Annotated in this window: 17 protein-coding genes; 10 read left to right on the plus strand and 7 right to left on the minus strand. The window is 40.1% G+C overall.

Annotation, left to right across the window (positions count from 1 at the left end; genetic code table 11):
- Positions 1–251: 251 nt before the first annotated feature.
- The 3 genes from B3E92_RS03620 (at position 252) to B3E92_RS03630 (ending at position 3,647) form a co-directional block, all read left to right on the plus strand.
- Positions 252–1,772 carry a glycoside hydrolase gene (locus B3E92_RS03620; protein WP_286895409.1) on the plus strand — a complete coding sequence of 507 codons (1,521 nt, stop codon included), beginning with the start codon at positions 252–254 and terminating at the stop codon, positions 1,770–1,772.
- A 336-nt stretch (positions 1,773–2,108) separates the two neighbouring features.
- A complete protein-coding gene (locus B3E92_RS03625; RefSeq protein ID WP_286895410.1) occupies positions 2,109–2,828 on the plus strand; it encodes a DUF3575 domain-containing protein in 720 nt (239 codons plus the stop codon).
- Positions 2,829–3,410: 582 nt separating this feature from the next.
- Positions 3,411–3,647, plus strand: a complete 237-nt coding sequence (locus tag B3E92_RS03630) for a hypothetical protein (RefSeq protein WP_070564469.1) — start codon at positions 3,411–3,413, stop codon at positions 3,645–3,647.
- Positions 3,648–4,696: 1,049 nt separating this feature from the next.
- On the opposite strand, the gene B3E92_RS03635 is transcribed toward B3E92_RS03630, so the two are convergent.
- Positions 4,697–5,782: a hypothetical protein gene (locus B3E92_RS03635; protein WP_286895412.1), complete on the minus strand. Its 1,086-nt coding sequence runs from the start codon at positions 5,780–5,782 to the stop codon at positions 4,697–4,699.
- Between the two features lie 358 nt (positions 5,783–6,140).
- Positions 6,141–6,641, minus strand: a complete 501-nt coding sequence (locus B3E92_RS03640; RefSeq protein WP_046676293.1) for an RNA polymerase sigma factor — start codon at positions 6,639–6,641, stop codon at positions 6,141–6,143.
- A 409-nt stretch (positions 6,642–7,050) separates the two neighbouring features.
- On the opposite strand from B3E92_RS03640, the gene B3E92_RS03645 reads away from it, so the two are divergent.
- Positions 7,051–7,203, plus strand: coding sequence for a lmo0937 family membrane protein (locus B3E92_RS03645; RefSeq protein ID WP_115048587.1), 153 nt, complete (start codon positions 7,051–7,053; stop codon positions 7,201–7,203).
- A 301-nt stretch (positions 7,204–7,504) separates the two neighbouring features.
- Positions 7,505–7,978, plus strand: a complete 474-nt coding sequence (locus tag B3E92_RS03650; protein WP_286895413.1) for an ankyrin repeat domain-containing protein — start codon at positions 7,505–7,507, stop codon at positions 7,976–7,978.
- An 89-nt stretch (positions 7,979–8,067) separates the two neighbouring features.
- Here B3E92_RS03650 and B3E92_RS03655 read toward each other — a convergent pair whose 3' ends face one another.
- From B3E92_RS03655 to treY, 5 genes are all read right to left on the minus strand, one after another.
- Entirely contained in the window at positions 8,068–10,257 is a 2,190-nt protein-coding gene (locus B3E92_RS03655; protein ID WP_286751804.1) for a catalase, read from the minus strand.
- Between the two features lie 345 nt (positions 10,258–10,602).
- Complete coding sequence (locus tag B3E92_RS03660) at positions 10,603–12,777, minus strand: ATP-binding protein (RefSeq protein WP_286895415.1); 2,175 nt, start codon at positions 12,775–12,777, stop codon at positions 10,603–10,605.
- Positions 12,778–13,180: 403 nt separating this feature from the next.
- Entirely contained in the window at positions 13,181–14,998 is a 1,818-nt protein-coding gene (gene treZ, locus B3E92_RS03665; protein WP_286895417.1) for a malto-oligosyltrehalose trehalohydrolase, read from the minus strand.
- 15 nt (positions 14,999–15,013) lie between these two features.
- Complete coding sequence (gene glgX, locus B3E92_RS03670) at positions 15,014–17,122, minus strand: glycogen debranching protein GlgX (RefSeq protein ID WP_286895418.1); 2,109 nt, start codon at positions 17,120–17,122, stop codon at positions 15,014–15,016.
- 8 nt (positions 17,123–17,130) lie between these two features.
- Positions 17,131–21,336 carry a malto-oligosyltrehalose synthase gene (gene treY / locus B3E92_RS03675; protein ID WP_286895419.1) on the minus strand — a complete coding sequence of 1,402 codons (4,206 nt, stop codon included), beginning with the start codon at positions 21,334–21,336 and terminating at the stop codon, positions 17,131–17,133.
- Between the two features lie 196 nt (positions 21,337–21,532).
- On the opposite strand from treY, the gene B3E92_RS03680 reads away from it, so the two are divergent.
- The 5 genes from B3E92_RS03680 (at position 21,533) to B3E92_RS03700 (ending at position 24,350) form a co-directional block, all read left to right on the plus strand.
- A complete protein-coding gene (locus B3E92_RS03680) occupies positions 21,533–22,015 on the plus strand; it encodes an adenylyltransferase/cytidyltransferase family protein (RefSeq protein ID WP_046676287.1) in 483 nt (160 codons plus the stop codon).
- Positions 22,016–22,030: 15 nt separating this feature from the next.
- Positions 22,031–22,516 carry an adenylyltransferase/cytidyltransferase family protein gene (locus tag B3E92_RS03685; protein WP_070560786.1) on the plus strand — a complete coding sequence of 162 codons (486 nt, stop codon included), beginning with the start codon at positions 22,031–22,033 and terminating at the stop codon, positions 22,514–22,516.
- A gap of 56 nt (positions 22,517–22,572) precedes the next feature.
- Positions 22,573–22,971, plus strand: a complete 399-nt coding sequence (locus B3E92_RS03690) for a response regulator (RefSeq protein WP_286895420.1) — start codon at positions 22,573–22,575, stop codon at positions 22,969–22,971.
- Between the two features lie 318 nt (positions 22,972–23,289).
- Positions 23,290–23,784 (plus strand): RNA polymerase sigma factor, encoded by a 495-nt coding sequence (locus tag B3E92_RS03695; protein ID WP_286895421.1) that lies wholly within the window; start codon positions 23,290–23,292, stop codon positions 23,782–23,784.
- 95 nt (positions 23,785–23,879) lie between these two features.
- Complete coding sequence (locus tag B3E92_RS03700; RefSeq protein WP_286895422.1) at positions 23,880–24,350, plus strand: hypothetical protein; 471 nt, start codon at positions 23,880–23,882, stop codon at positions 24,348–24,350.
- Positions 24,351–24,402: the final 52 nt, after the last annotated feature.

Here is a 24,402-nt window from a genome sequence, read left to right on the forward strand (position 1 = left end):
AACGTTTAGGACGCAAGTGAAAATATGTATTTATTTTTAATTCAATAAAAAATAAAATTAAAATAAGAGAAGTAATAATAAATTCTCCCAAAATATTATTAATTTTCGGAAACTAACCAATGTGGAAATCGGTGAATGTTTATTTTTTTAACTAAAGAAAGGAGGCAAACAAAACAACGACAATGAGAACCGCTTGAAAAACCAAGCACAATTAAATTAATGATTCATTCACAAATCTTAAAAACTAAGTTATGTTAAAATTAACCAGTCGCTGGAACAGACTTTATGCTGTTTTGGCCGTAGTTTCCACATTTTCTATTTTTAGTTGCCAAAAAGCTTCATTAACTCCTGAGAGTCCAGAAGCACAACTGAACAAAAAAGCTGCTGTATCCGCACAGGCAGGAGCTACAATTGCAACATTAAATTGGGATCAAACCTATCAAAAGATTGATGGATTTGGTGCATTCGGAGGCCGGATTGTTCCATTCTTTGAATCCGCAAAAAGAGATAGTATTCTGGATTATTTATGGGGAGGCAGTGGATTGAAACTGAATATCCTTCGTGGAAAAGTACTTCATACCTATCCTTTTAATCAACAGACCAAGGTCGTTACCATTAAACCGGCAGGAGTTTCGATTGACGTAAACCCCAACAGTGCGACTTATCAGAATTTGACAGCAGATGAAAAAGAACAGCTTGGACAGGTCTGGATCATCAAGAAAGCAAAAGAAAGATTCCAAGTTCCCTTCGTTATGGCAAGTACCTGGACTCCGCCCTTATACATGAAGACCAATACGAGCAGTATTTCCGCGAAATGGTTTAATGGACTTAATTTTAATACTTCTTCAACAGCTTTCGCGCGCTACCTGACTGGATTTGTAAAATCATTTCAAAATGAAGGAATTACAATCAATGCTATCTCTCCTTCAAATGAGCCTGAAAATGTCTTTTCAGACTGGGATGCTTCTTATTGGGACGCTTCGCATTTGGGACAATTTATTACCAACAATCTCCGTCCAGAATTAAACGGCGCTGGTCTACAATCCACCAAGATTATATCTTCCGAAAATGCGGCCTGGGGAACTGCCGATAATTTCCTCTCAGGCATGGACAGAAGCAATGTCGACATCCTTGCGGGGCACGGCTACGTTGAAATAAGTGGCATCATCACTGGTCAACGTGGGTTTAACCAGAGTCCGTCCATGTGGAATTTTAGTATTGGTGGTAAACCAATGTGGGTAACAGAAGCGTCCGATGATGGCGGCAATTATGACAGTGGCATTGAAGGCGGCTTGAAACTGGCCGTTAATATGCACAAACTACTGGCGGATTGTAATGCCAATGCCTATGTGTTTTGGCTAGGGATGCTGGCATTTCAAAATAATGAGGCGCTTATTTGCACAAAGAGTAATGGTTCTTTGGAGTTTCCAAAAACGTATGATGTGATGGGACATTATTCCAGGTTTATCAAAGCAGGTTATATGCGTATCAATGTAGCGGTTCAAAATGGAAATGGCTTATTGATTTCGGCTTACAAAGATCGTCAATCAGGTAAGTTTGCCTTAGTTGTTACCAACACGGGTACTGCAGCTGTTCCATTGGATATCAACCTCACAGGTTTTGCAAGCGGCGCGCTGAACAATTACCAAACCACGGCAAGCAGTTCTGGCCATTGGGGTAACGTCGGAGCTGTAACACCAAACAGCTCAGGTGTCTATTCCTTAACAATACCTGCTAAAAGTATAAGCACTTTAGAAGGCAACAAACTTTAATTTGTTCATCATACTGAGGGAGCTGTCCTCCCTCAGTGTATTGTTCAAAACACATATTCTAGTTCTAAATTTTGTGCCATTGCCTATTTCCCTTTATCTTGAAAACTTAACTTTCCATAGCATCTGAAGATATGCCTTCGAAAGCATAAAAATTTGAACGACTTCTAAAAATAAGAATTTAAAGAACAAAATCCAGCTGGCTTTCGTTCTTTAAAAAATCAATTCTAAATCATTAGGAAATATAATGTTAAAAAAACAAATTGAAGAACGCACCTGTTCTTTCCGAACTAAAATATATTCCAATATCTTTGCTACCTATATTTTGGAAAAACTACTATGAAATTGCGCTACCTTACGATGCTTACTCTTGGGATATGTACTATCTCTGGATTAAAAGCACAAGAAAAATCAAATCTTATCAAACTAAATCTTTGGCCCCTATCTGTCGGAAATATTGCATTGGAGTATGAAAGATCGCTCAATGAGCACCTATCGATCAATGGAACGATAAGTTATCGTCCAAAAACCAACTTACCCTTTAAATCCCTATGGGAATCTGTTTTTGATGATGATAATAATATTTTGGGTGAAGCTAAATTAGGCGCTATTTCCATTACCCCCGAAGTACGTTTCTACCTCGGGAATAAAGAAGTGTTAAAAGGATTCTATATCGCGCCCTTTGTCAAATACGCCAATTACAGTGTACACACAAAGATTACCGTCGATGAATCAAATTATCACCGTGAAGTACCTCTATCGGGCAGCTTAGATGCTTTTACCGGTGGGGTAGCTGTCGGTAACCAATGGAAACTTGGACAAAACATCTATTTAGACTGGCGCATTGTCGGTCCCGGTTATGGCTTCAACAATGGAAAGTTCGAAGGGAAAACTCCATTAAATGCAGACGAACAACGCGAAGTAAGGAGACAACTGGATGAATTTGATAGTAATCTCATGAAAATCAAAAAAGAAGTAAATGCCGATGGCGTAACACTAAGCACTAGCGGACCGTTTGCCGGTATTCGCACCGCATTATCCATAGGCTACCGGTTTTAATTACAAGATCCTACGTTCCTCGTATCATCTTTTCCAATAAGCGCACAATGGTGCGCTTTTATCCATAGCAATCGCTAAGGATCCTTTGTGCAGTTTTCATTCCAGTTTCGGGAAGAAATAGATCAACTATTTAGTAAATACCCAAGGATTTCTATCTTTGCACAACAAATAACCAGAATATTTAACTAATTAATAACGATTATTTCGTCGCGAGGTTGGTAGCAGACTGGTTTAAACCTAATTTGATTATGTACGCCAATTTTCAAAGTCAGCTAAAGTCTACAACTAAAACCGCCATTATCTTGGTGAGCACTATGAAGGAATAACATCCCTATCGCTAGTTTTTTAAATTAGATTATGCTCACGGGCATACTTAAGCATTTATCCTATGGTTTGACATTCTGCTTTTGCCATCCCGGATTCTGGTAGTTTCAACAATCAAATCCACTTAGTCTTCTATCCGCTATTTAGAATGGCCCTTGGGAGGTGTTTCCAGAATTTTAATAAAATGTGCCTAATTTTATCTTTAATATCATTTTCTCCAAATACTCTTGCTACCTTTGTTCTTCAAATTAAATTAACATGCCAAAAGAGACAAGAACAGGGCTTTATCAGGGAATCATCGAAAAAGATGACAACGGGAATTACTTTTGTGGTCCCTACCTACTGGATTATCAGACCGTAGAAACTTACTATAAATTGGGCGATCGCGTTAGTATCAAAACCATTATCAAAAATACAAGCCGCAAGAGTATGGAAGCTTATCCGCAAAAATCAGTTAAATTTTCCTATGCGTCAGAGGATCATGGAAATGATTAAAACCCATTTAGATTGAACAATATAAATAACAAGGCCAGTTCTACAGAAATGGCCTTGTTATTTTCAAGATTGTTTTTGACGCGAGGCGAAAAACAAAGCCTCTGATTTTTGGTAAATCAAGAGGCTTCAACATAATCAAATGGATCGATTACTTTATAAAATAGGTATATTTTTTTTCAGCATAAAGAATGTACATTCAATAACTTATCTAAATGATGCATCTAAAATTCATTTTCCATAAAAGCTATTCTAAATTCACATTCTTTTTGAGCGATTCAACCCGTCGTCGCTACCATTTAGTGTAAGTGTCATTACTGATTTACGCATCAAATATAAAAAACTAGTTTAATAGCTTCCGAGCGGAGATAATTGCTTGTGCCTAATTTTCGTTGAAATAGCGATTCAGTACGATGAAATTAAAGAGCGAAGTAAGGCGATATATCTCGATAATAAAATTATATTTGCAAAAAAAACAATTAACCAAGCAATGAATAATAAATGTCTTAATTGCAATTGTGCGATAGAAACCAATTTTTGCGGCTATTGTGGACAAAAAGCTGCAACGCACAGAACACGATATTAATGCCGTAATCAATACCATTGGATTACGCAATCTAAATTATATTGGAATTAATATATAAGTATACACGAATCACTAGCCAATAAGGTCTTATGCTACAAAAACGATCAAGTTTTTTTCTACAATTTGGTATTCTATTAAATTTAATTACATGTAATTTTTGTTTTGCACAAAGACACAAATACGATAATAGACGAATAGATAGTGCAACATTTGTTGAAACTAGAACAATATTAAGCCAGTTAAGCACGGATCAATATGAGAAAAGGATATTCACCAATGAGTTCGTTACAATACCTTACCGGCTTCTCTTACCAAAAAATTTCAATTCAAAAAGAAAATATCCTGTTGTCATTACATTTCATAATTCATCTAGAATGGGTAGTGACAATGAAAACCAATTAGAACATTTGGCAAGAACCTGGATTAGAGAAGATATTTATACAAGGTTCAACTGTTTCGTTGTTGACTAGTACCGAGTCTTCAGGGCAATAGGTTGTAATTCCTCATTCGGTATCTGAGGAACATATACGGTCTGTCCTCCCCTTTCGTCGATCAACAAGGCCAATAAACTACTGATGTCGTCGATCGTGTCCAATCCTATAGGGCTGTCTACTATAGCTACATCCCGATCCGAAAGAATCTTTACGGCCTGATGGAAGCTTTCTTGAACCACTAAGATATCCCCGCGGCCATCCTGGCAGGCGCGATAGATTTCTTGAAGATCAGTGATCACTAAGCCCTTGCCCACAGCTGCTTCCAATTCTTTAAAGTAGTCCTCATTTTTTCGTACAAGCTCCTGTTTCATAAAATTCCAAGCACGGCTCTCCAACTGATGTGTTTCAATGTTGTTATAATCAATAGGCAGGTATCCGTAATAGACCGAGGGGCGATCTGCAACCTGTAAGAGCTTGCTATAGTTATCTTCTGTACAGAAAACGAGCGTGACAATCCTCTCTTCACCAATAAATCGTAAAAGCGCTTTATCAACCCGATTAAGATATTCCCTGAGAAGATCATCAAGATGTTTGGCATCACTGCTCTTATCCGGAAAAGTATTATGGAATTGATTTTCGGGAATCGGGAACTCTTCGCTACTGATATCCTCAACAATACGACCATTGGTGGCTCGAAAAAGGTGGACACCGCTTTGCGAAAGGAGCATCACAAGATAACTGGTTTGACGGCCAATCTCCTTCACCAACGGGCGTACTGCAAATGTATTGCTGATATGGACTCCTTCTTGGTTTGTCTCCCAAGAGGACTTGAAAACTTCACTGATGGTATCAGAAACGAAAATATGAAGACTTTCAAGATTATAATTGATATCGAGCTCCTGCTCAATTTTTTCCAATTTTTCAATCAGACCAGCAATATCTTTCTGATCATGTTTATCCAACAACCTATCAATCGCTTCTCTTTTAAAATTTTTGATTTTTATGCGGTCACTGAGATTATCAGGATGTGTTCGATGGGTATTAACAGAAATGGTTACACATAATTCATCCTGAACCCGAATAAGCGTTTGCAGAAGTTGTTTTTCGAACATTACCATAAAGAAATACGTTAAGAAGTAAATACAGTTATATGTAACAACAATTGCAGGAAGCTTCTTGTTTGGATAAAATTGAAGTGAAACAGTTTCCGAGAACTTATCTTCAAAAAACAATACATCCCCTTGACAGTTATGCTAGGTAAAAAAGCATCTACATGAAAAATATTTTTATCGCGGCGTGACAGGTTGTGTCGATCTCCAACACTCCTGTAGATACGATAAAACTGCCATTGAAGAAGTTGATTTTGATATTCTGATTGACTTTACCGCAGCGTTTATCGCAAAGGAAAATGTTCTCTTTCGAGGAATAAAAGCTAGACAATTGAGGCCTAGCTTTTATTTATAGTTGTCGAAACGGTTAATTTAAGCGGTAAACTTTGAGCTGTTTTTGCAGCTTTTTACGTACCATGTGAATTCTGGTCTTTATAGTGCCTTCTGGCATATTAAAATAGGAAGCGATTTCATGGTATTTATAACCATCTAAAAATAAACGGAAAATTTCATAATTTTCGGGCGTAAGACTGGTCATCGCTTTTTCGATGTCTTCGGCCATAAATTTATTGATCCCTTTGTTAAGTTCAGACGTATTGGTACTTTCTAAGGCAATATAATTATCCTGAATTTCCGTCACCCGCTTGGCTTTTCTATACTTATTAATATACGTATGCTTCATAATCACATATAGCCAGCTCATTAACTTCGGGTGCTGCACAAAGTTGTCTATGGACTTCAATGCCCTTATCCAGGTTTCTTGGATCAAATCTTCCTTTTCATCCGGATCAGCTGTAAATTTAGCAGCAAAATGATTAAGCAAACTTCTTTTTTCGTTGATGAGTACATTTAAATTGTAGTTGTTCATAACTTACCCTCTTTCTTTTTTCAACTGATTGTTTAAAATGGTTTTACATGAACAGAGGTAACAAGAAGGATGCTAGATTTGAAGTTCCATTTGCGCCAAAAAATAAATAGCAGCGTTGAGGGTAGAAATACGTTTTCCTATTTTATAAAGCTAATTAAGCAAAGTTTAATAGCTTTTTGACATTTATTTTAAATAATGATCAAAAAATAAGCAACTAATAAAAAAAGATAATAAGGTATTTATTTACTGCTGAAATGTTAGAAATACGTTTATTCTGCGTTTTAGCATTTTATATTCAAATGAACATTGTATACAGTTGTTGAGAAAACTGAACATCCTATTGATCGAAATACGATATAAAAGCAAACTATCACTCTTCGAAAGCTGTTCTAAATAAAAAAATCAAATTATGGGAAATCTATTGTACATCATCGCCGTTATATTGGTCATCATTTGGGCGATAAGTTTTTTTGGAGGTTACGCTACGGGGAATATCATCCACGTGTTATTGGTCATTGCCATTATTGTCGTTTTATTACGTGTCATTCGTGGTGCTGCTTAAACTGAACTCAAAAGATGAAACAAAGCCGAACATAAATTACGTTCGGCTTCGTTTGTTTTGAAGATTTACAAACTCGCTATTGATTCCATGGCAAAAAGAATAGTGTGATATTGTCGCTAAGTCTATGTTCTTCATTTGTAACTGAGGTAAGAATAATACCTTGACATTTTAATTAAGCTTTTCAAAACATCGAATGAGCGCAAACGTTTCGGTTTCCAGTTTTGTTCAAATTAAAAAGGAACGCCAGGAAGCATTTTTGCCGATCCCATTTAACGCTTTTTACGATATAAACTGAACCACTATGACACAAAACTCAGAAATCATGATTCATGCTGCCCGACTGGGCAATCTCGAAGTCTTACGTGAATTGATCAATCAGAATACCGATGTAAATACACGAGACGACAAAGGCTATACCCCATTGATCATTGCCTGTTATAACAATAAGCTGGCTGCAGCCCAATTACTATTGGAAGCTGGTGCCGATGTAAATGCACAGGATAACGGTGGAAACACAGCCCTGATGGGTGTTGCTTTTAAAGGTTATCATGATATTGCCAAATTATTAATCGGTTATGGCGCAAATTTAAACCTGCAACATGGAAACGGTGGCACCGCGCTGATGTTTGCAGCCATGTTTGGTAGAAATGAGGTACTTAAGCTTTTACTTGACAATGGTGCAAATACCAGGTTACTCGATACCCGTGGCTTGTCGGTGTTAGACCTCGCCGCGCAACAGGGAAATGATACCGCCGTCACACTGCTACAGCATTAGTATTTATTTAAATAGGATGGTCCATAAATATGCCCCAAATAGTATAAAACTTTTTGGGGCATATTTCTACATTGGATATTATTTAGATACTACGCAGGCACTTTGCGCGATTTTTCCCGCTCCCAAAACCGGTGTTGGGCAATTGCTTTAATGAATTTATCCACTAAGGACTTCGGATCCTGATCAACTATGATTCCGTCATCAAGTACAGTCTCCGCTGAAAACTCTTGGTATACCTTGCTAAAAAAATAGGTCGCTTCCAAAACTGGACTTGCCTCGACATCTGCTGCAATTGCTTTACAGTGTTTGAACGCTTCATTTAGAAAATGAACAGCATCGGCATTGGACTGTAACGTAGCAACGCTATCCTTTCCTCCAGGTATATATATGGCATCATACAGCACCGATGCTCCCGTTAGAAAGCTTTCTTCCACAGGGATCTTCTTTTTATCCGTGCCCGTAACCTCCCCGAGCTTAGGTGCAATAACGTGGACAATTCCACCTTGAGCCCGGATCGTATCTACCACGGCCTGAAATGATTTCGTGTCTACTCCATCAGCAGCAAGCACGGCAATCTTTCGACTCTTTATCGTATCTTTTATCGTATTTTGCATACTTAAGGCCGCCGATTTTTTTAATTTTTCCTTAACTTGAATAGGTTCATAATCGGAAGGATCAGCATCGGCTGGGAGGCTCTTATTAATTGGCTTTTCAACTTCTTCTTGCACCTGCAGCCCCAAGGCAAACGCAACTTCAGCTGCCAGCCCCTGATCGACCAGCGACAGTATACCGATCATGCGTTGCCTTACCGAAACGGCCTTCACTTTACCCAGCTCAAAACTGAACGCATCTACAAGATGATTTTTTTCCGGCTCAGACTGACTATTATAAAACAGCCTTGCTTGACTAAAATGGTCGCGGAAACTATCGCTCCTAGCCCGCACTTTTCTGGCATCAATACGCTCTTGATAACTTTTAAAACCACCATCTGCCTCGCCTACCTGCGCAGGATCATTATTCCCCAATGAATTTGGTCCGTAACTCGTTTTACCCCGATCAATCCTTTGCCGCATAAATCCATCACGCTGGTTGTTGTGCGAAGGACAGATGGGCCTATTAATCGGAATTTCATGAAAATTAGGTCCACCTAAACGAATAAGTTGGGTATCTGTGTAAGAGAACAATCGTCCTTGCAACAACGGATCATTTGTAAAATCAATTCCAGGTACAATATTGCCAATATGAAAGGCAACCTGTTCCGTTTCGGCAAAGAAATTATCGGGATTGCGATTTAGAGTCATTTTTCCAATAGGCTGAACAGGCACCAGCTCCTCAGGAACAATCTTCGTTGAATCTAGCAGGTCGAAGTCATACTTAAATTCATCAGATTCGGGAATGACCTGTATGCCGAGTTCCCATTCCGGAAAGGCACCGCTTTCAATGGCGTCCCAGAGATCCCTTCGATGAAAATCGGGGTCTTTACCGGATATATTTTGAGCTTCATCCCATGCGACTGAATGAACTCCAAGCAATGGTTTCCAATGAAACTTAACAAAGTGCGATTCGCCATTGGCATTGATCAACCGAAAAGTATGAACACCAAACCCCTCCATCATGCGGTAGCTGCGCGGTATTGCTCGATCACTCATCAGCCACATGATCATGTGTGTCGACTCAGGCATTAAAGAAATGAAGTCCCAAAATGTATCATGGGCAGAAGCCGCCTGTGGAATTTCATTGTCGGGTTCGGGCTTGACAGCGTGAACAAGATCGGGGAACTTCATTGCATCCTGAATAAAGAATACAGGCATATTATTACCCACCAGATCAAAATTACCTTCTTGTGTATAAAATTTGACGGCAAAACCACGAACGTCGCGGGCAAGATCCGTCGACCCCCTCGAACCAGCAACCGTAGAGAAACGCACAAACACTGGGGTTTCAGTTTCGATATCATTAAGAAAACCCGCTTTTGTCCATTCAGCTAAAGGCTTGTATAGTTTGAATACGCCATGCGCGCCCGAACCTCTTGCGTGTACAACACGTTCGGGAATGCGCTCGTGGTCAAAATGTGTGATCTTCTCTCGAAGAATAAAATCTTCCAAAAGCGTAGCGCCCCGATCTCCAGCACGCAGTGAGTTTTGGTCATCATTGATCTTGACTCCCTGATCAGTGGTCATTTGCTGTCCTGTGGCGTCCGCCGTATGTGGTCTTAGGGCGTTGACCTTTTTATTTTCCACTGGATCAACTTGTTCAGTCTTCAATTCTTTTTTTTTCATTATAATCGATTTTTGGGTTTAAACATCGTTTGTTGTATAAACTTTGGAGAAAATTCAGCTGTAACTTTTGCATATCCATCTGGACGGGCAATATTCACCATTTCATATAGGAACTTTTCCAATCGACTAATCGTTTGTTTTAATTCTAAAAGTGTTCTTAAATTTTCGTATCCCAGAAGATCGGATGGCCTGTCAATAAGGCAAAGTATAGATTGGATGAAACTTTGATAAGAGTAGGTTGGGCAGATAGTAACTCTACCGCTGTTAAAGGTTGCTGCTACGTTCAAACAAAAAAAAGGAGCTTTCGGGCTCCTTTTTTGGTTTATTGATTTTTTTCTTCGTCCATTAGGCTTTAAATGTTATACAAAAAGTTGTACCTATATTTAGCTCGCTATCGACGTTGACTTTTGCCTCGAGACGATCTACGATGCGTTTTACTATAGAAAGCCCAATCCCCGACCCTTCGAATCCCTGCGAGTTAGGCAAGCGTTTAAAAATATCAAATATATTACTATCATCCTTAATATCCATTCCGATACCATTGTCTTTAATGTAGTAGTGAACGAATTGTCCCTGCTTTTCACTATATACCTCGACTCTCGGGCGATCTTTTTTACTGCTATATTTTATGGCATTGCTGATCAGATTTAAGAACAACTGGTATAACAGTGTTCTTTCCCCTAAAATCGGCAAAGTTTCTCCCAAAACAAATTCAAGATGGGCGCTTTCAAACTGCTGCTTACAGCTTTCGAGAATGTTAAGAATTTTATTCCGTGGATCGATCAGTTCCGTTTTGAAGGCTACATAATTCGATTGCGTGAGCTGATACACCTTGTCCATCATTTCAGTGATCAGCGCAGTAGCATCCATAATATTTAGTGCCATTTTGCGTAACATATCCTTCGGAAGATCATCTTTCATCAACATCATCTGGGCAGCAAGCTTTATCGATGAAAGTGGATTTTTAAGATCATGGGTTAATGTATAGCCAAATGTATCCAAGGCATTGTTGGACCTGACAAGCTCTTTATTGAGCTGAGCGATCTCTCCGCCGCGCTGGGCAATAGCTTGTTGGGTTATTTGTGCGACTTTCTCCATAAAAGAAAGCTCGGCACTTTTCCACTGGATAGACTTGCCTTTCATCTTTTCACGCCAAGCTTCAAAAGATGTCCGTGGAGATGGAAATTCAACTTTCTTTTCAGGATCGTAATGATATATTTTTTCGGGTTTTCCAGCCCATACATCTTCGTAAACATGTTCTTTGCGGAATAAATAGATGTGCCATTTATTGCTGGGAAGGATATTTATCCGCAAAATGCCAGGCAATATAACCGCTTGCGGGGGTTCACTGTCGCCATAGACAAAGTTTGATGTGAAAAACAAGTCATCTTGACCCTCCTCTTCTATAAAGCGATCGATATCACGCAACTGCAATTGAGTGGGTACATCGCCCCAACTTTTAGAACCCCGGTCGTGCTTGATCATTAGTCCATCTGCGCCCACAATTTCTATAATTTGTGGTGCAAAGCGTTCAAGCACAACTCCAATATCACTATTAACCAATAACTCAGACTTCAGATCACGTTCCATAACACCCATAATGGTTTGCGCTACCAAGTTTTCTTTTTGATGTTCTGAAAGATAGTAGTTTATAGCGTATTGCGTTAAAAAAGCGCATAAATGACGTTGGGCGAGATCAACATTCAAAGGCTCGCTATTTTGGCACGCCACCAAGCCCCAAAGTTTTCCTTCGATAACGATAGAAAAACTGGCACTGGCCCGTGCTCCTGCGTTTTTAAGATATTGTAAATGTACTGGAGATAATGCTCTGAGGCTACAGCGTGTCAAGTCTACCTCAGCAGCCTCCAAACCCTGTATACCAATAGTCGGACCATCAACATCAGCTACGTGGCGCGCAAGAAACTTCACATAGAGTTCGCGTGCTTGTGCCGGAATATCAAATTCCGGATACCGGTAGCCCATCAATGGGGTCATTCCATCTGCGATGGACTCTGCAATGACCTGTCCGCTATTGTCCTCCTCGAAACGGTATACCATAACTCGGTCAAAACCAATGATCTGACGGATCAGTACAGTCAATGATTGCCAAGCATTGCCATGACGTTCTTCAAGGTACTTCGCATAATAAAATAATCGCGTCGCTTTTAAATGATTTTCATTACAGATTTCTATTTCAAGGTATGTCCGCTCGTCGTACTGGTAAATACTCAGGTAATAGTCTACATTTTTAATGCGGATACGCTCCACAAAACGTGTAAAGATCTCTCCTCTAATTTGCGTTTCAATCTCTTTAAGATTCAACTCCTTTTCGGACGATAGCAATGGTAATAGCTGAGCAATAGAGCGTCCGAGGATTTCCTTCATGGGAATATCAAGGACGATAGTTAAGTTTTCACTTGCGGCAATACATCCGCTCTCATCAAAAATACAAAGGAAACCGAAAGACTGGATCTTACCGCATAGGTGGATTTTCTCTTCGTGACACTCCAGTTGACGCATAGTTTGCTAGTTTTTAATCATTTAATTCGCTAATAATAGGAAATTCTCGAAAGAGATAATTTGCCATACATCATAAATCTAGCACCCCTCTTCAAACATGTCATATCTTAGGCTAAGATAAAAAAAAATTGCGACGAATAACAGATCAAACGTTTGTTTAAAATTTATTCTGAATAGCTTATCGTTCAAACCACTGATATTCAAAATCATAAGCAATTGTTCCTTTTAAAAATAAAAAAGCTAGGTTGGAAAGGACCTAGCTTTTAAAACTTTCTTCACGACTGGACAAGCCGTATTTATATAAGGAACAATACTTTTAGCGAAGTTGTTTGAATAATTTGTTTTTATCTTTTAATAGCTTTCATTCCTGAAGATCAACTCACTTAAATCTTTCCAAAACGATCTATTTCGAAGTGTAAGCATACCCTGACCATGGTAATAAGGAACAGTCCTGCACTGCAACAGCGTCAGTCTCTGCCAAAAGGTCGGCGTCCGGTACATTGGTATCAAATGATAAGGTCCATTGCACAGCTGCTGGTAGATTGACATGTTGTAAATGAGCTGAAAAGTTCATCAGGATAATCATTTGCCTCTCCTTTTGTTCCACATAGATACTAAGTACCTTCTTATCACAGAGGCACTCAGTCCTGATATCACTTCGTTGCATATTTTTTAACAACGGATTGCTTTTCCGAAATGCGATCAACGATTTATAATAGGACAACTGTTGCTGATATGGTAGCCTGTTCAATTCGTCCCAATCCAACACAGCTTGCCTAAATATTGTTTCATCCTGTGGATCGGGAACCTCGTGATCTGTGAGAAAATCTTCAAACTCCCGCTTGCGGCCCTCCCGCACCAGCTCTACTAGCTCTGGATCACTGTGACTGATAAAATACGGAAAAGGTCGCGCTGTCCCCCATTCTTCGCCCATAAATAGTAGCGGAAGATAGGGCGACATGAATACAGCAAAAGTCATAAGACATGTTATTTCTCTGGCGTAAAGCGAGGCAGCACGATCACCCAGCATCCTATTGCCGACCTGATCATGATTCTGACTGAAAACAATGAAGCGATCGCCCGGAATACCCGTCGTATCTGTTCCAAAAAATTTCTCGCGATGGAAAGAATAGTTCCCATCAAAAACATAGGCCTTCTCATAGGCTTTTGCCAGATCTTCCACGCCATTAAACTCCTGATAATAGCCCTTTTTTGGTTCGCCTATTGCTACGCGTAAGGCATGGTGAAACTCATCTAGCCACTGCGCATCCATCGCAAAACCATTTTTCACCAAGGGGTCTAAAAATCTTCTGTCGTTAAGATCACACTCAACAAAGAGATATCGATTTTTTCCCGATTTGGCGATCACATTATCCGTTTCCGCACGGATTTCCTGAAGGATGTGAATTGGACTAAAATCCTTGATCGCATGTACTGCATCCATGCGCAGCGCATCAATATGAAAGTCTTCAAACCACATCTGTACATTGTTGACTACCAAATCCCGCTGTCCGTGACAGAAACGGTCGTCATAATTGAGTGCATCGCCCCAGGGCGTTCGATATTTCTCAGTGAAATAAGCACCATACTGCGCAAAATAGTTTCCTTCGGGGCCTACATGATTATAGACCACATCGAGAATTACAGCTATACCAGCCTCATGACAGGCATTAACTAGCCGTTGCAATTCGGAAGCGCCACCATAAGAATGCTGTACCGCGAATGGAAATACGCCATCATAACCCCAATTTCTCTCTCCGGGAAATTGAGCGACCGGCATTATTTCGATAGCAGTTATTCCCAAATTTTTCAGATAAGGAATCTTTTTGATAACTCCATCAAAGTCATGTGACGACGAGAATGTACCTACATGAAGCTCATAGATGATAAAATCTGATTGTTGCGGCGGCTGATAGTCTTGATCGGTCCATGAAAAAGCGAGGTCTACAGCTTGAGACGGTCCATGAACACCTTCCGGTTGTGAACGAGAAAGCGGATCAGGGAATTCGTTGTCGTCTAACCGTATTCTATACAAATCGCCCGCACGGATTAAATCACTTTCGGCATACCAATAACCGTAGGCTTGCTGCTCTAGCGGGATTTCGACACCCATATTATAAAGCATGCAATAGACATTCTTTGCATTTGGCGCCCATACGCGAATCTCCCATAGCGCACCATTGTATTGAACTCCTAATTGTCTAATTCCTGTTTTGCTCATAATCCAGTGGTCGCTCTATTGTGATTGAAATAAAAGAATCGAGCGCGAGGGCACTAAAACCGTATCCCCGGCTGGAAACTCCCCAAAATCACCTATCCTATCGCTATTCGTATCTATGATCTTATTCCAGGAAGCCCCATAGATTTCACTAGGGAGTTTATAGGCGACATCTTCCCAATGAGCATTAAATAAGAGGTAAAAATTGGCATCCACTATTTTATTACCAGCGATGTCTACCGATCGAATTCCCTGACCATTGAGAAATACAGCAAGGGAACGGGCATAATCCTCCTGCCAATGATGATCGTCCATCTCAGATGCATCTGGGAGAAACCACACGATATCCTCGACACCCGTACCACGAATAGGTATACCTTGAAACCATTTACGACGGCAGAATACAGGATGTTCACGGCGAAAATGAATTAATTTTTTAGTAAAATCCAATAAAGTTCCATCCACGCTGGTCCAGTCCAGCCAAGAGATCTCATTGTCCTGGCAATACGCATTATTGTTGCCTTGCTGTGTTCTGCCCAGTTCATCGCCAGCGACGAGCATAGGCACACCTTGCGACAGGAACAAGGTCACCAGCATATTTCGTTTTTGTTTTTGTCTTAGGCTATTAACTGTAGCATCCTCTGTAGGTCCTTCGACCCCGCAGTTCCAGGAGCGATTGTGACTTTCACCATCTTGATTATCCTCGCCATTGGCTTCGTTGTGCTTATCGTTATACGATACAAGGTCATGAAGTGTAAATCCATCGTGGGCCGTAATAAAATTAACACTGGCGGAGGGTGTTCGATTATCCCCCCGATATAAATCGGAGGATCCTGTAAGGCGATTGGCAAATTCAGCAATCATGCTATCTGCCCCGATCCAATAATCGCGGATGCAATCACGGTATTTTCCATTCCATTCGGCCCAGCCAGCAGGAAATTCGCCAACCTGGTATCCACCTTCTCCGATATCCCAAGGCTCTGCAATGAGTTTAACCTGTGAAATCACGGGATCTTGATGAATAACGTCAAAGAATGAACTTAATTTATCGACCTCGTGTAACTCCCGTGCCAATGCTGATGCCAAATCAAAGCGGAACCCGTCAACATGCATTTCTTCAACCCAATAGCGCAGACTGTCCATAATCAGACGTAATACATTGGGTTGACGTGTATTTAAGGTATTGCCGGTTCCGGTAAAATCCATATAATACCTTTGGTCTTCCGCCAAGCGATAATAAGAAGCATTATCAATTCCTCTAAAAGACAGTGTTGGCCCCATTTCGTTACCTTCGCCGGTATGGTTGTAGACAACATCGAGGATCACTTCGATACCGGCATCATGTAAGGCCTTGACCATTTTTTTAAATTCCATAACCTGCTCGCCATGTGTACCTGAAGCGGAATAGCGCACATCGGGAGCAAAAAAACCGATGCTATTGTATCCCCAGTAGTTAGTGAGTCCTTTGTCCTTTAAATGACGGTCAGTCAAAAAATGATGGATCGGCAACAATTCGACGGCAGTAATACCCAGTTCTTTCAGGTAATTTATAGCAACAGGATGTGCCAAAGCAGCATAGGTTCCTCTTATTTCTTCGGGAATGTCAGGATGTGTCGCTGTAAAACCTTTTACGTGGGTTTCGTAAATAACACTCTGATGCATCGGTACCCGCGGCGGACTGTCGTTCCCCCAATCAAATTTGTTATCAATAACAACAGCTTTGGGAACAAAAGGAGCGCTGTCTGTTGTATCTAAACTCATATCATCGTCTCCAATAGTGTATGCAAATAGCGCATCATCCCATTGTACAGTACCTGATATTGCTTTTGCATACGGATCAATCAACAATTTATGGGGGTTAAAACGGTGTCCTTGCGATGGATCGTGCGGACCATATACCCGATAGCCGTAGCGTTGTCCCGGCCTAATTCCCGAGAGATAGATATGCCACACTTGGTGCGTCTTCTCGGTTATTTTAAATTTTGTGACTTCCTCCTCATCGGAACTGGTATAGAGGCAAAGTTCAACAGCTTCAGCATGTTCGGAGAAAAGGGCAAAGTTAACCCCTTCCCCATCGTAAGTAGCTCCTAATGGATAAGGGCTTCCGGTATAAATTTTTGTTTCCATCTGTATGTTTAACGGTTGTATAATTTCGTGTAGTAAGCTAATTTCTCCTGGTGGTTTGCTGCAAATGCCCCTTTTTGCATACGCCATACCCAATTGCCAGCTGTGCTGGCGGGACGGTTCATGCGGCAAGATCCATCAAGATTCAGGATATCTTGCATCGCGATAATGACGCTGTCTGCAACGGATGCGTAGAGTGAACGTATGAGGACATCATTTAGATTTGTATTTTCAACGATTTGCCCATAGTAATTATTGATCCTTTCTTTGCCCGCTCCATCGAGATCTTGATTAAACCAAGACAGCGAAGTATTATTGTCGTGGGTGCCCGTATAGGCGACAGTATTGCGGTTATATTGATGCGGGATATGAGGTGAATGGGGCATATCGTTGCCAAAAGCAAATTGTAATACGGCCATTCCCGGAAAATTATATTCATTACGTAGCTGATATACCTTAGCGTCTATGTCACCAAGATCTTCGGCGATAAAAGGCATATGATCCAACGAAGTTTTCACATGATCAAAAAAATCCGATCCAGGCCCTACAACCCAGCTTCCATTTTTTGCGGAAGTTTCTTCATGGGGCACTTCCCAATAGGAAGAAAATGCTCGGAAATGGTCAAGCCGTAACGTATCGAATAGCGTACAGTTATGTGACAAACGTTCCACCCACCATTGATAACCATCTTTTTGAAGTGAGCTCCAATTATAGGTTGGCATACCCCATAATTGACCGTCGGCGTTGAAGTAATCGGGTGGTACCCCCGCAACATGATTTATAGTACCGTCTGCTTTTAATGAAAAGTACTGCGGATTGACCCACACATCGGCAGAATCATAGGCAACATAAAATGGGATATCCCCTATAAACCTAATCCCATAATCACGCGCATAGTTTCTTAACGCACTCCATTGCCTAAAAAATAGGAACTGAAACCATTTTTCCTGTTGCAATTCATCTGCAAATCGGGTGGCGAAATCTTCCAGCGCTGCGCTATCGCGAAGCTTATAAAGCGCTGGCCATTGATACCATGGACGATTGTCATGTCTATTTTTCAAAACTTTGAAGAGTGCATAATCATCAAGCCAGGAAGATTCGCGGTCTACAAACTCGGAAAATTCTTGCGTAGGCTGCGCTGGAAGACGATGGAATGCCTTTTCAAGGAGCCGATATTTTGAGCTGTTTATTTCCGCGAAATCTATTGTTTGCAAGCCCTTCTTTTTCAAGGTCTTTAATTCATCCTTATTCAGCAAGCCAAATTTTAATAATTCCTTTAAATCGATGAGTAAGGGATTTCCAGCCCTGCTACTTAGCGTGCTATAAGGCGAATAACATTGTGCTAAGTCTGTAGGCCCCAATGGAAGGATCTGCCACCAGCTTTGGACTCCACGTTGGAGCTGTTTAACAAAACGGCGAGCTTCATTCCCGAGATCTCCGATCCCATAAGGTGACGGTAATGAGCTTATATGCAACAATACACCGGAACTCCTTTTCTGAGTGGAATCTTTATATTTTAAGATCGCCATGGGAAGATCCTTAAAAATAGCATTGATAGGAATTTCTGTGCCTTCGCCACTGCTATCCATCAAAACATGCTGCCAAGTCACTGAACGATGAGTTAAGAGATGAACTTTTGTATCGGACCAATCAAATGAACAGGGCACAAATTTTGCGATTTTACCAATAGCGGCAAGATGTAGCGGTAAAATCACCACTAACCACTCATCCCCTGACCTACGTGCGAAAGCCAATATATGTTTCCGATATCGACCAGTCACCTTCAGTGGAATATAGCTGCTATCCGGTGCAAGTGTATGATCGTCCTTTCTCAGTTTCACCAATTCCTTTACCAACCAAAGTTTTATTCTTCCATCGTGTCTATTTCGCCATAAAAATGGAATTCGCTCTTCTTTGGCTGTCTCTTCGATAGTGTCGAGGAGACTTTTACTTAATTCATAAGCTATAGGTCGTCGGTTGTCGGGATCAACAAAGCTATAGTTCCAAAGTTCTGATCCCTGATAGATATCGGGTATACCAGGACAAGTAAACTTTAAAATTTGCTGAATAAGTGAATTCAATATTCCATAATCAGCGACTGCCTCAATAAATTGATAAAAGCTCGTAAAAAAAGGACGGTCTTTGTCCAGCAAAAAAGAAGCGAAGTCCCGAACTGAAGCTTCATAAACTAAATTTGGATTCTCCCAGCTTGAGCGTTCTTTACCTTCGCGAAGGTATTTCACCAAGTAGTCCAAGAAACGTTTTTCAAATGATGCTGTATTTGCCTTCGCATCCTGTTTCTCCATTGGATAAGAGGAGACCAAAGACTGGTAGATGAAATATTCATCATTTGGGTGCGGAAGGTCCTTTCGATATTCATTCCAGACCACATCCTGCCAAATGCGCAGTTGTTTTACCCACTTTTGCGCCATAGCAGTCAGGACCAAAAGGCGGCTCCGTGAATCCTCCCCCCGCTTGGTGTCGTGTGTTGAACTGGCGTTGATTGACAGTGGCCAATCTTTTTGCCGATCCTGCATAAATCGGTGAAATTGCTTGATACTAAGCCCTAAATTCTGTGGATGGTCACCCACTTCATTATGTCCAATAAACCGGTTGTAGGTGTACATCAAGGTATCTTCCACCCCTTTTGCCATTACTGGCCCAGTCAATTGCATGCAGCGGAGAAAGAAATCGGCCAAAGCAGTTTGGTTCGGCGATTGATAAGCTACCTGCGCTTGCTGAAACTGATTTCGAAATTGATCGACCAGCTCTTGGTCGAGCTCGGGGTTCTTCATCAACTTTTCAAAAAGTGAAGACACAAGTTCGAAGTTCGTTATTGACAATGGAAAGCAATCATCATAAAGCCGATAGACCGGAAAAAGTGCAATAAAGGACTTTAAAATGTCCTTTAGCGCATCCCGCTTCTCTTGGTCAACAACACCCAGAAGTGATGCTAACGATTTGGCAAGATTGTCGAGCTCTCCCTGCATCTGATCTGTAAGAATCTTACATTTTTTTGCATATTGATCTTTTTTAATTGATAAGTTTTCGCCAGTAACTTTGCGATAATAGTTATTCAATATTTTCTTTCCCGACTGGCAGGAACATACATTATTACAAACTGATAAAAAATCATAGCCCGTTGTTCCCTGTATAGGCCAGTCGACCGGGAGCTTCTCTCCTTTCTCCAGTATCTTTTCAGCGACGATATACGTTTTCGGACCGATATATTTTCTCAAATTGTAGAGGTAGGCTGTGGGATTATAAAGTCCATCGATATGATCAATGCGGAGTCCATCAATCAGCCCCTCGTCAACGAGTGTTTTGATTAGCTCATGAGACTGCTTGAATACTTCTTCGTCCTGCACATTTAAACAAATTAGTTCGTTGACCGTAAAAAAACGTCTATAATTTATTCGTTGATGTGTATGCCACCAAGGACAAAGCTCATAATTCTGACTATTTACCAATTCAAGAATACGATCGGGATCCGCATTAAAGCGTTGCAGCGTAGACGTAAGTATCTCGCCTGAGAGACCTTTAAAGATGTGTATTCGCAACTGCTTCCACTCTTCGCTATCTCCATTGGCTTGAACGGTATTTATCTGAACCAAAAGGCCGCTAAAATCGGCTTGTGTGTCCCGTAAATAATCGCCCAATATAAAGCCATAGGATTCTGGTGAAATTGGATAAACATTTCCTTGATAAGAAAGTCGAAGACTATCATCGGAAGAAACGACTGTAATTTCATTGTCTGATATTGCTTCATCCAAAGTCTTTGCTAATATAGGTACCATTAATTTTCCCTGCTCAAATAAATTCGAACTATAGCAGGTATCAAAAAAACGGCTAAATGTTGATGACTGTCCAAATTCCAGCAAATCCATGAGCCATTCGTTCGCTGGATGAAATGCCATGTGATTTGGAACGATATCCTGAATCCATTTGATATTGGATTCTCTTAATTGTTTCTTAATAGCCCTGAGCTCGTCGAGTGTACCTACTTCTGGATTTATCTGACACATATTAACACCGTCATAGCCATGGACACTCCCCGGCGTTGATTGTAAAATAGGTGCAGCATAAATCGTATCTATACCTAGATCAAGCAGGTAAGGAATTATGGCCTTAAAATCAGCAAAGTTAAACGCTTTATGAAATTGAATTCTGTAGGTTGTATTTGGCTTATTAATGGATACATTTCTATTCGTCTGCATAGCGCTGGATTTCATTTTAGTTCAGAACGCCAGCCAGCCATTTTAGTTCAATCGTTTTTCAAAAAAGGGAAGTTGAAATGAGATGGAAGGGTGTTGAAAATAATAAGGCAAAAAAATAATTTAAAATTAAAACGAATCTTGCTGAGCTGCGTTCTACCTGTACTTCTTCAATAATTGCAGTTTAAATTATTATAATATGAAAAAAATAGGAATTACGTTTTCCGCTTTTGATCTGCTTCATGCAGGTCACATTAAGATGCTCGAAGATGCCAAAGAACAGTGCGACTTTCTGATTTGCGGTCTGCAGACAGATCCAACTCTGGATCGTCCAGAAAAAAACAAGCCGACACAATCGGTATTTGAACGCTATATGCAATTAAAGGCATGTAAACATGTGGATATGATTATCCCTTACGCTACTGAGCAGGACCTAGAAGATGTTTTACGTTCATACAAAATACATGTTCGCATTTTGGGTGATGAATATATGGATAAGGCATTTACAGGCAGACAGTATTGCGAAGAAAAAGGGATACGACTTTATTTCAATAGACGGGAAAACAGGTTCTCGAGTTCGTCTTTGCGAAGAATAATTGCATCGAAGGAAAACACTAGTAAGGGCGCCGTAGTCAGTATAAACGATGGGGCTAATTACGCGTTAAAGCGCATAAATGCATAAACTAATAGTAAAAATATGATTATAGGTATTATTTTCGGCGTATTTGACATGTTGCATGTAGGCCATATCGTTGCGCTACAGGAAGCGAAGAGTCAGTGTGATTATCTCATTGTGGGACTTAAAACTGATTCAAATGTACAGGAAGCTGATGGCCATGACACGGCTCAAACCATGGTCGAAAGATTCATCAAATTGGAAGGCTGTCAGTTTGTTGATGAAATCATCCCTTTTGAATCGGATCACGACATTACAGATATGCTTCAGTCACTACCTGTCCACAAATTCTTTATAGGGGAAGACTATAAGATGGTTGATTTTTCAGGCAGAGATTATTGTATTTCAGAGGGAATTGAAATTTGTTATACCAAGAACAAAAACCGATTTTCAAGTCAGTCGCTTCGAAAAATTGTGAGTGAAAAAGAAATTGAGAAGGCGGAAAGGAGTTTTGGCGCAAGTTTAAAATGCCATTCCGCAAATATTATTTCAACTACACCCCAATAAAGGAGCAATGAAATATAGATACTGCAGGCTTGTAAACAACAACAATATCGTTCGTTATGGAAAAAATCAATATCGGTATTATTACGAGTTTAAGAAAGCAGTTGTTTGCCTATCGCATCCTTTTTTCTGAACATTTACAAAGTCCCGCAAGGGTTGTCCTGGAAGCAGCATCTCTTGAATCTATTAGCAGCAATTCTCTCATTCATGAAAAGCCTGAATTGCTGCTGCTCGATTATCGTTTGGTATTTAAAGATACCGCCCTTTTCTTTTCGCTTCTAAATAATCGCTATCCAAACCTGATCGTTATTGTTCTTGTGGATCAAACTCAGCTAAAAGAAGCGAAGCGATGTCAACAGTTTGTTGATGCCTATGTAGCCCCAAACATAGAGATTCTCCAGCTTTTTAAACAGATTAGGAATCTAACAGTACGCTCTCCCTTCATGAACGCACATTAGTATAACAAGTGATGGCTTCGTTTTTTAATGAAATACCTGAGATAAGCGTATAAATAACGTGTACTTTGGGGCATTATCGAGAAAATTCCAATCGCAAAAATTTAATACGGTTTTAAATCCTTAGCTGATTATGTTGGCGCGACTCACACAGTGATTCTAACATACTGATAATGAACAGTCATGACCAATATTAAGTATAAATTACATCTTCCGTAATATTTACCTAAAGATCGTCTCAGCGTTCCAACACGCAGCATTTTGACTAAAATCTGCACTGTTGTTGTTCTATAATTGCCGTAACATTTAGAAAATAACAACATGCAGCACATCGAGATAAACTCATTTTTTAAAGAAAAAAGAAGCCTACTCAAAAATTTCGCTTCGCAATTTACTTCAGATCCGGAGATTAAAAATGATCTTATACAGGACACCATGGTTAATGCATTAAAATCCATCGAAAAGCTTATACATAATCCTAAGGTGGGCTCATGGTTGTATGTGATTATGCGCAACATTTATATTAACCATTACAGAAAAACAAAACGTACCGAGAACTATCACCATGAGTATGCAGCTTTAGCCAGTGCGGATTCTGTTTCAACAAATTTAAGCAGCAGCAAATTTATCCAGGATGATATCCAAAAAGCATTGCGTCAGCTTTCCGAAGATAATTATGAAATTTTCAACGTGTTTCTAGAAGGTTATAAATATCATGAAATCGCTGAATATATGCAGATGCCTGAAGGTACTATTAAAACACGCATTCATTTTATTCGAAAGACCATGCAAAAGCAGTTAGCAATATATCATTAATATAGGGGATATATTAAACTATAAAAAAATAAAAATTAAAACTATTTACAAATAAATCTTGTTATTTAAACATTATCACTAAATAAATAAATATTATGATTTCAAACAAAACATTACTTGCTTCACTAGCTACCGCAGCGATTTTAGTTTCGTGTAATAATCAAACACCGCAGGAAAAGGCGGCTGAGAAGTTGGAGCATGCGGAGGAAAAAGCAGCTGACGCCAATGAAGAGGCAATGAAAACTTCCGAAGATGCTGCGACGAAAGATGCAGAAGCCGTTGTTTATTCCGATAAAGCGGCGGCTAATGCAGCCATTGCTTCAGTGACAGCCCCTGTCCTTTCCAATGATAAAGCCAAGGAGCTTTATACAAAATTAGGTAAAACTTGGGTGGATCGCATCAATGCAGAGTCTGCAGATCAAGCGTTGGATAAAGAGAAATCACTGTTGGATATTAAAAACGAGATCGAAAAAAGTCTTGCTGATGGAAAAATATCTGCTTCGGATAAAGATAACATCATGAAATACCAATCGGATTGTTTAGCCGCTATTAAAGCTGCGCTCTAGAACATACGAGCATAATAATCAATAAATCATAGGATATTTTGCGATTCACTTT

Source organism: Sphingobacterium sp. UBA6317 (assembly GCF_002440385.1).
In the GTDB taxonomy this organism is placed as follows: Bacteria; Bacteroidota; Bacteroidia; order Sphingobacteriales; family Sphingobacteriaceae; genus Sphingobacterium; species Sphingobacterium multivorum.

What these genes read in the sequence shown, in the direction of transcription:
- B3E92_RS03620 (WP_286895409.1), top strand. Translation starts at nt 252, where the DNA reads ATGTTAAAATTAACCAGTCGCTGGAACAGACTTTATGCTGTTTTGGCC.
- B3E92_RS03625 (WP_286895410.1), top strand. Translation starts at nt 2,109, where the DNA reads ATGAAATTGCGCTACCTTACGATGCTTACTCTTGGGATATGTACTATC.
- B3E92_RS03630 (WP_070564469.1), top strand. Translation starts at nt 3,411, where the DNA reads ATGCCAAAAGAGACAAGAACAGGGCTTTATCAGGGAATCATCGAAAAA.
- B3E92_RS03635 (WP_286895412.1), bottom strand. Translation starts at nt 5,782, where the DNA reads ATGGTAATGTTCGAAAAACAACTTCTGCAAACGCTTATTCGGGTTCAG.
- B3E92_RS03640 (WP_046676293.1), bottom strand. Translation starts at nt 6,641, where the DNA reads ATGAACAACTACAATTTAAATGTACTCATCAACGAAAAAAGAAGTTTG.
- B3E92_RS03645 (WP_115048587.1), top strand. Translation starts at nt 7,051, where the DNA reads ATGGGAAATCTATTGTACATCATCGCCGTTATATTGGTCATCATTTGG.
- B3E92_RS03650 (WP_286895413.1), top strand. Translation starts at nt 7,505, where the DNA reads ATGACACAAAACTCAGAAATCATGATTCATGCTGCCCGACTGGGCAAT.
- B3E92_RS03655 (WP_286751804.1), bottom strand. Translation starts at nt 10,257, where the DNA reads ATGAAAAAAAAAGAATTGAAGACTGAACAAGTTGATCCAGTGGAAAAT.
- B3E92_RS03660 (WP_286895415.1), bottom strand. Translation starts at nt 12,777, where the DNA reads ATGCGTCAACTGGAGTGTCACGAAGAGAAAATCCACCTATGCGGTAAG.
- treZ (WP_286895417.1), bottom strand. Translation starts at nt 14,998, where the DNA reads ATGAGCAAAACAGGAATTAGACAATTAGGAGTTCAATACAATGGTGCG.
- glgX (WP_286895418.1), bottom strand. Translation starts at nt 17,122, where the DNA reads ATGGAAACAAAAATTTATACCGGAAGCCCTTATCCATTAGGAGCTACT.
- treY (WP_286895419.1), bottom strand. Translation starts at nt 21,336, where the DNA reads ATGCAGACGAATAGAAATGTATCCATTAATAAGCCAAATACAACCTAC.
- B3E92_RS03680 (WP_046676287.1), top strand. Translation starts at nt 21,533, where the DNA reads ATGAAAAAAATAGGAATTACGTTTTCCGCTTTTGATCTGCTTCATGCA.
- B3E92_RS03685 (WP_070560786.1), top strand. Translation starts at nt 22,031, where the DNA reads ATGATTATAGGTATTATTTTCGGCGTATTTGACATGTTGCATGTAGGC.
- B3E92_RS03690 (WP_286895420.1), top strand. Translation starts at nt 22,573, where the DNA reads ATGGAAAAAATCAATATCGGTATTATTACGAGTTTAAGAAAGCAGTTG.
- B3E92_RS03695 (WP_286895421.1), top strand. Translation starts at nt 23,290, where the DNA reads ATGCAGCACATCGAGATAAACTCATTTTTTAAAGAAAAAAGAAGCCTA.
- B3E92_RS03700 (WP_286895422.1), top strand. Translation starts at nt 23,880, where the DNA reads ATGATTTCAAACAAAACATTACTTGCTTCACTAGCTACCGCAGCGATT.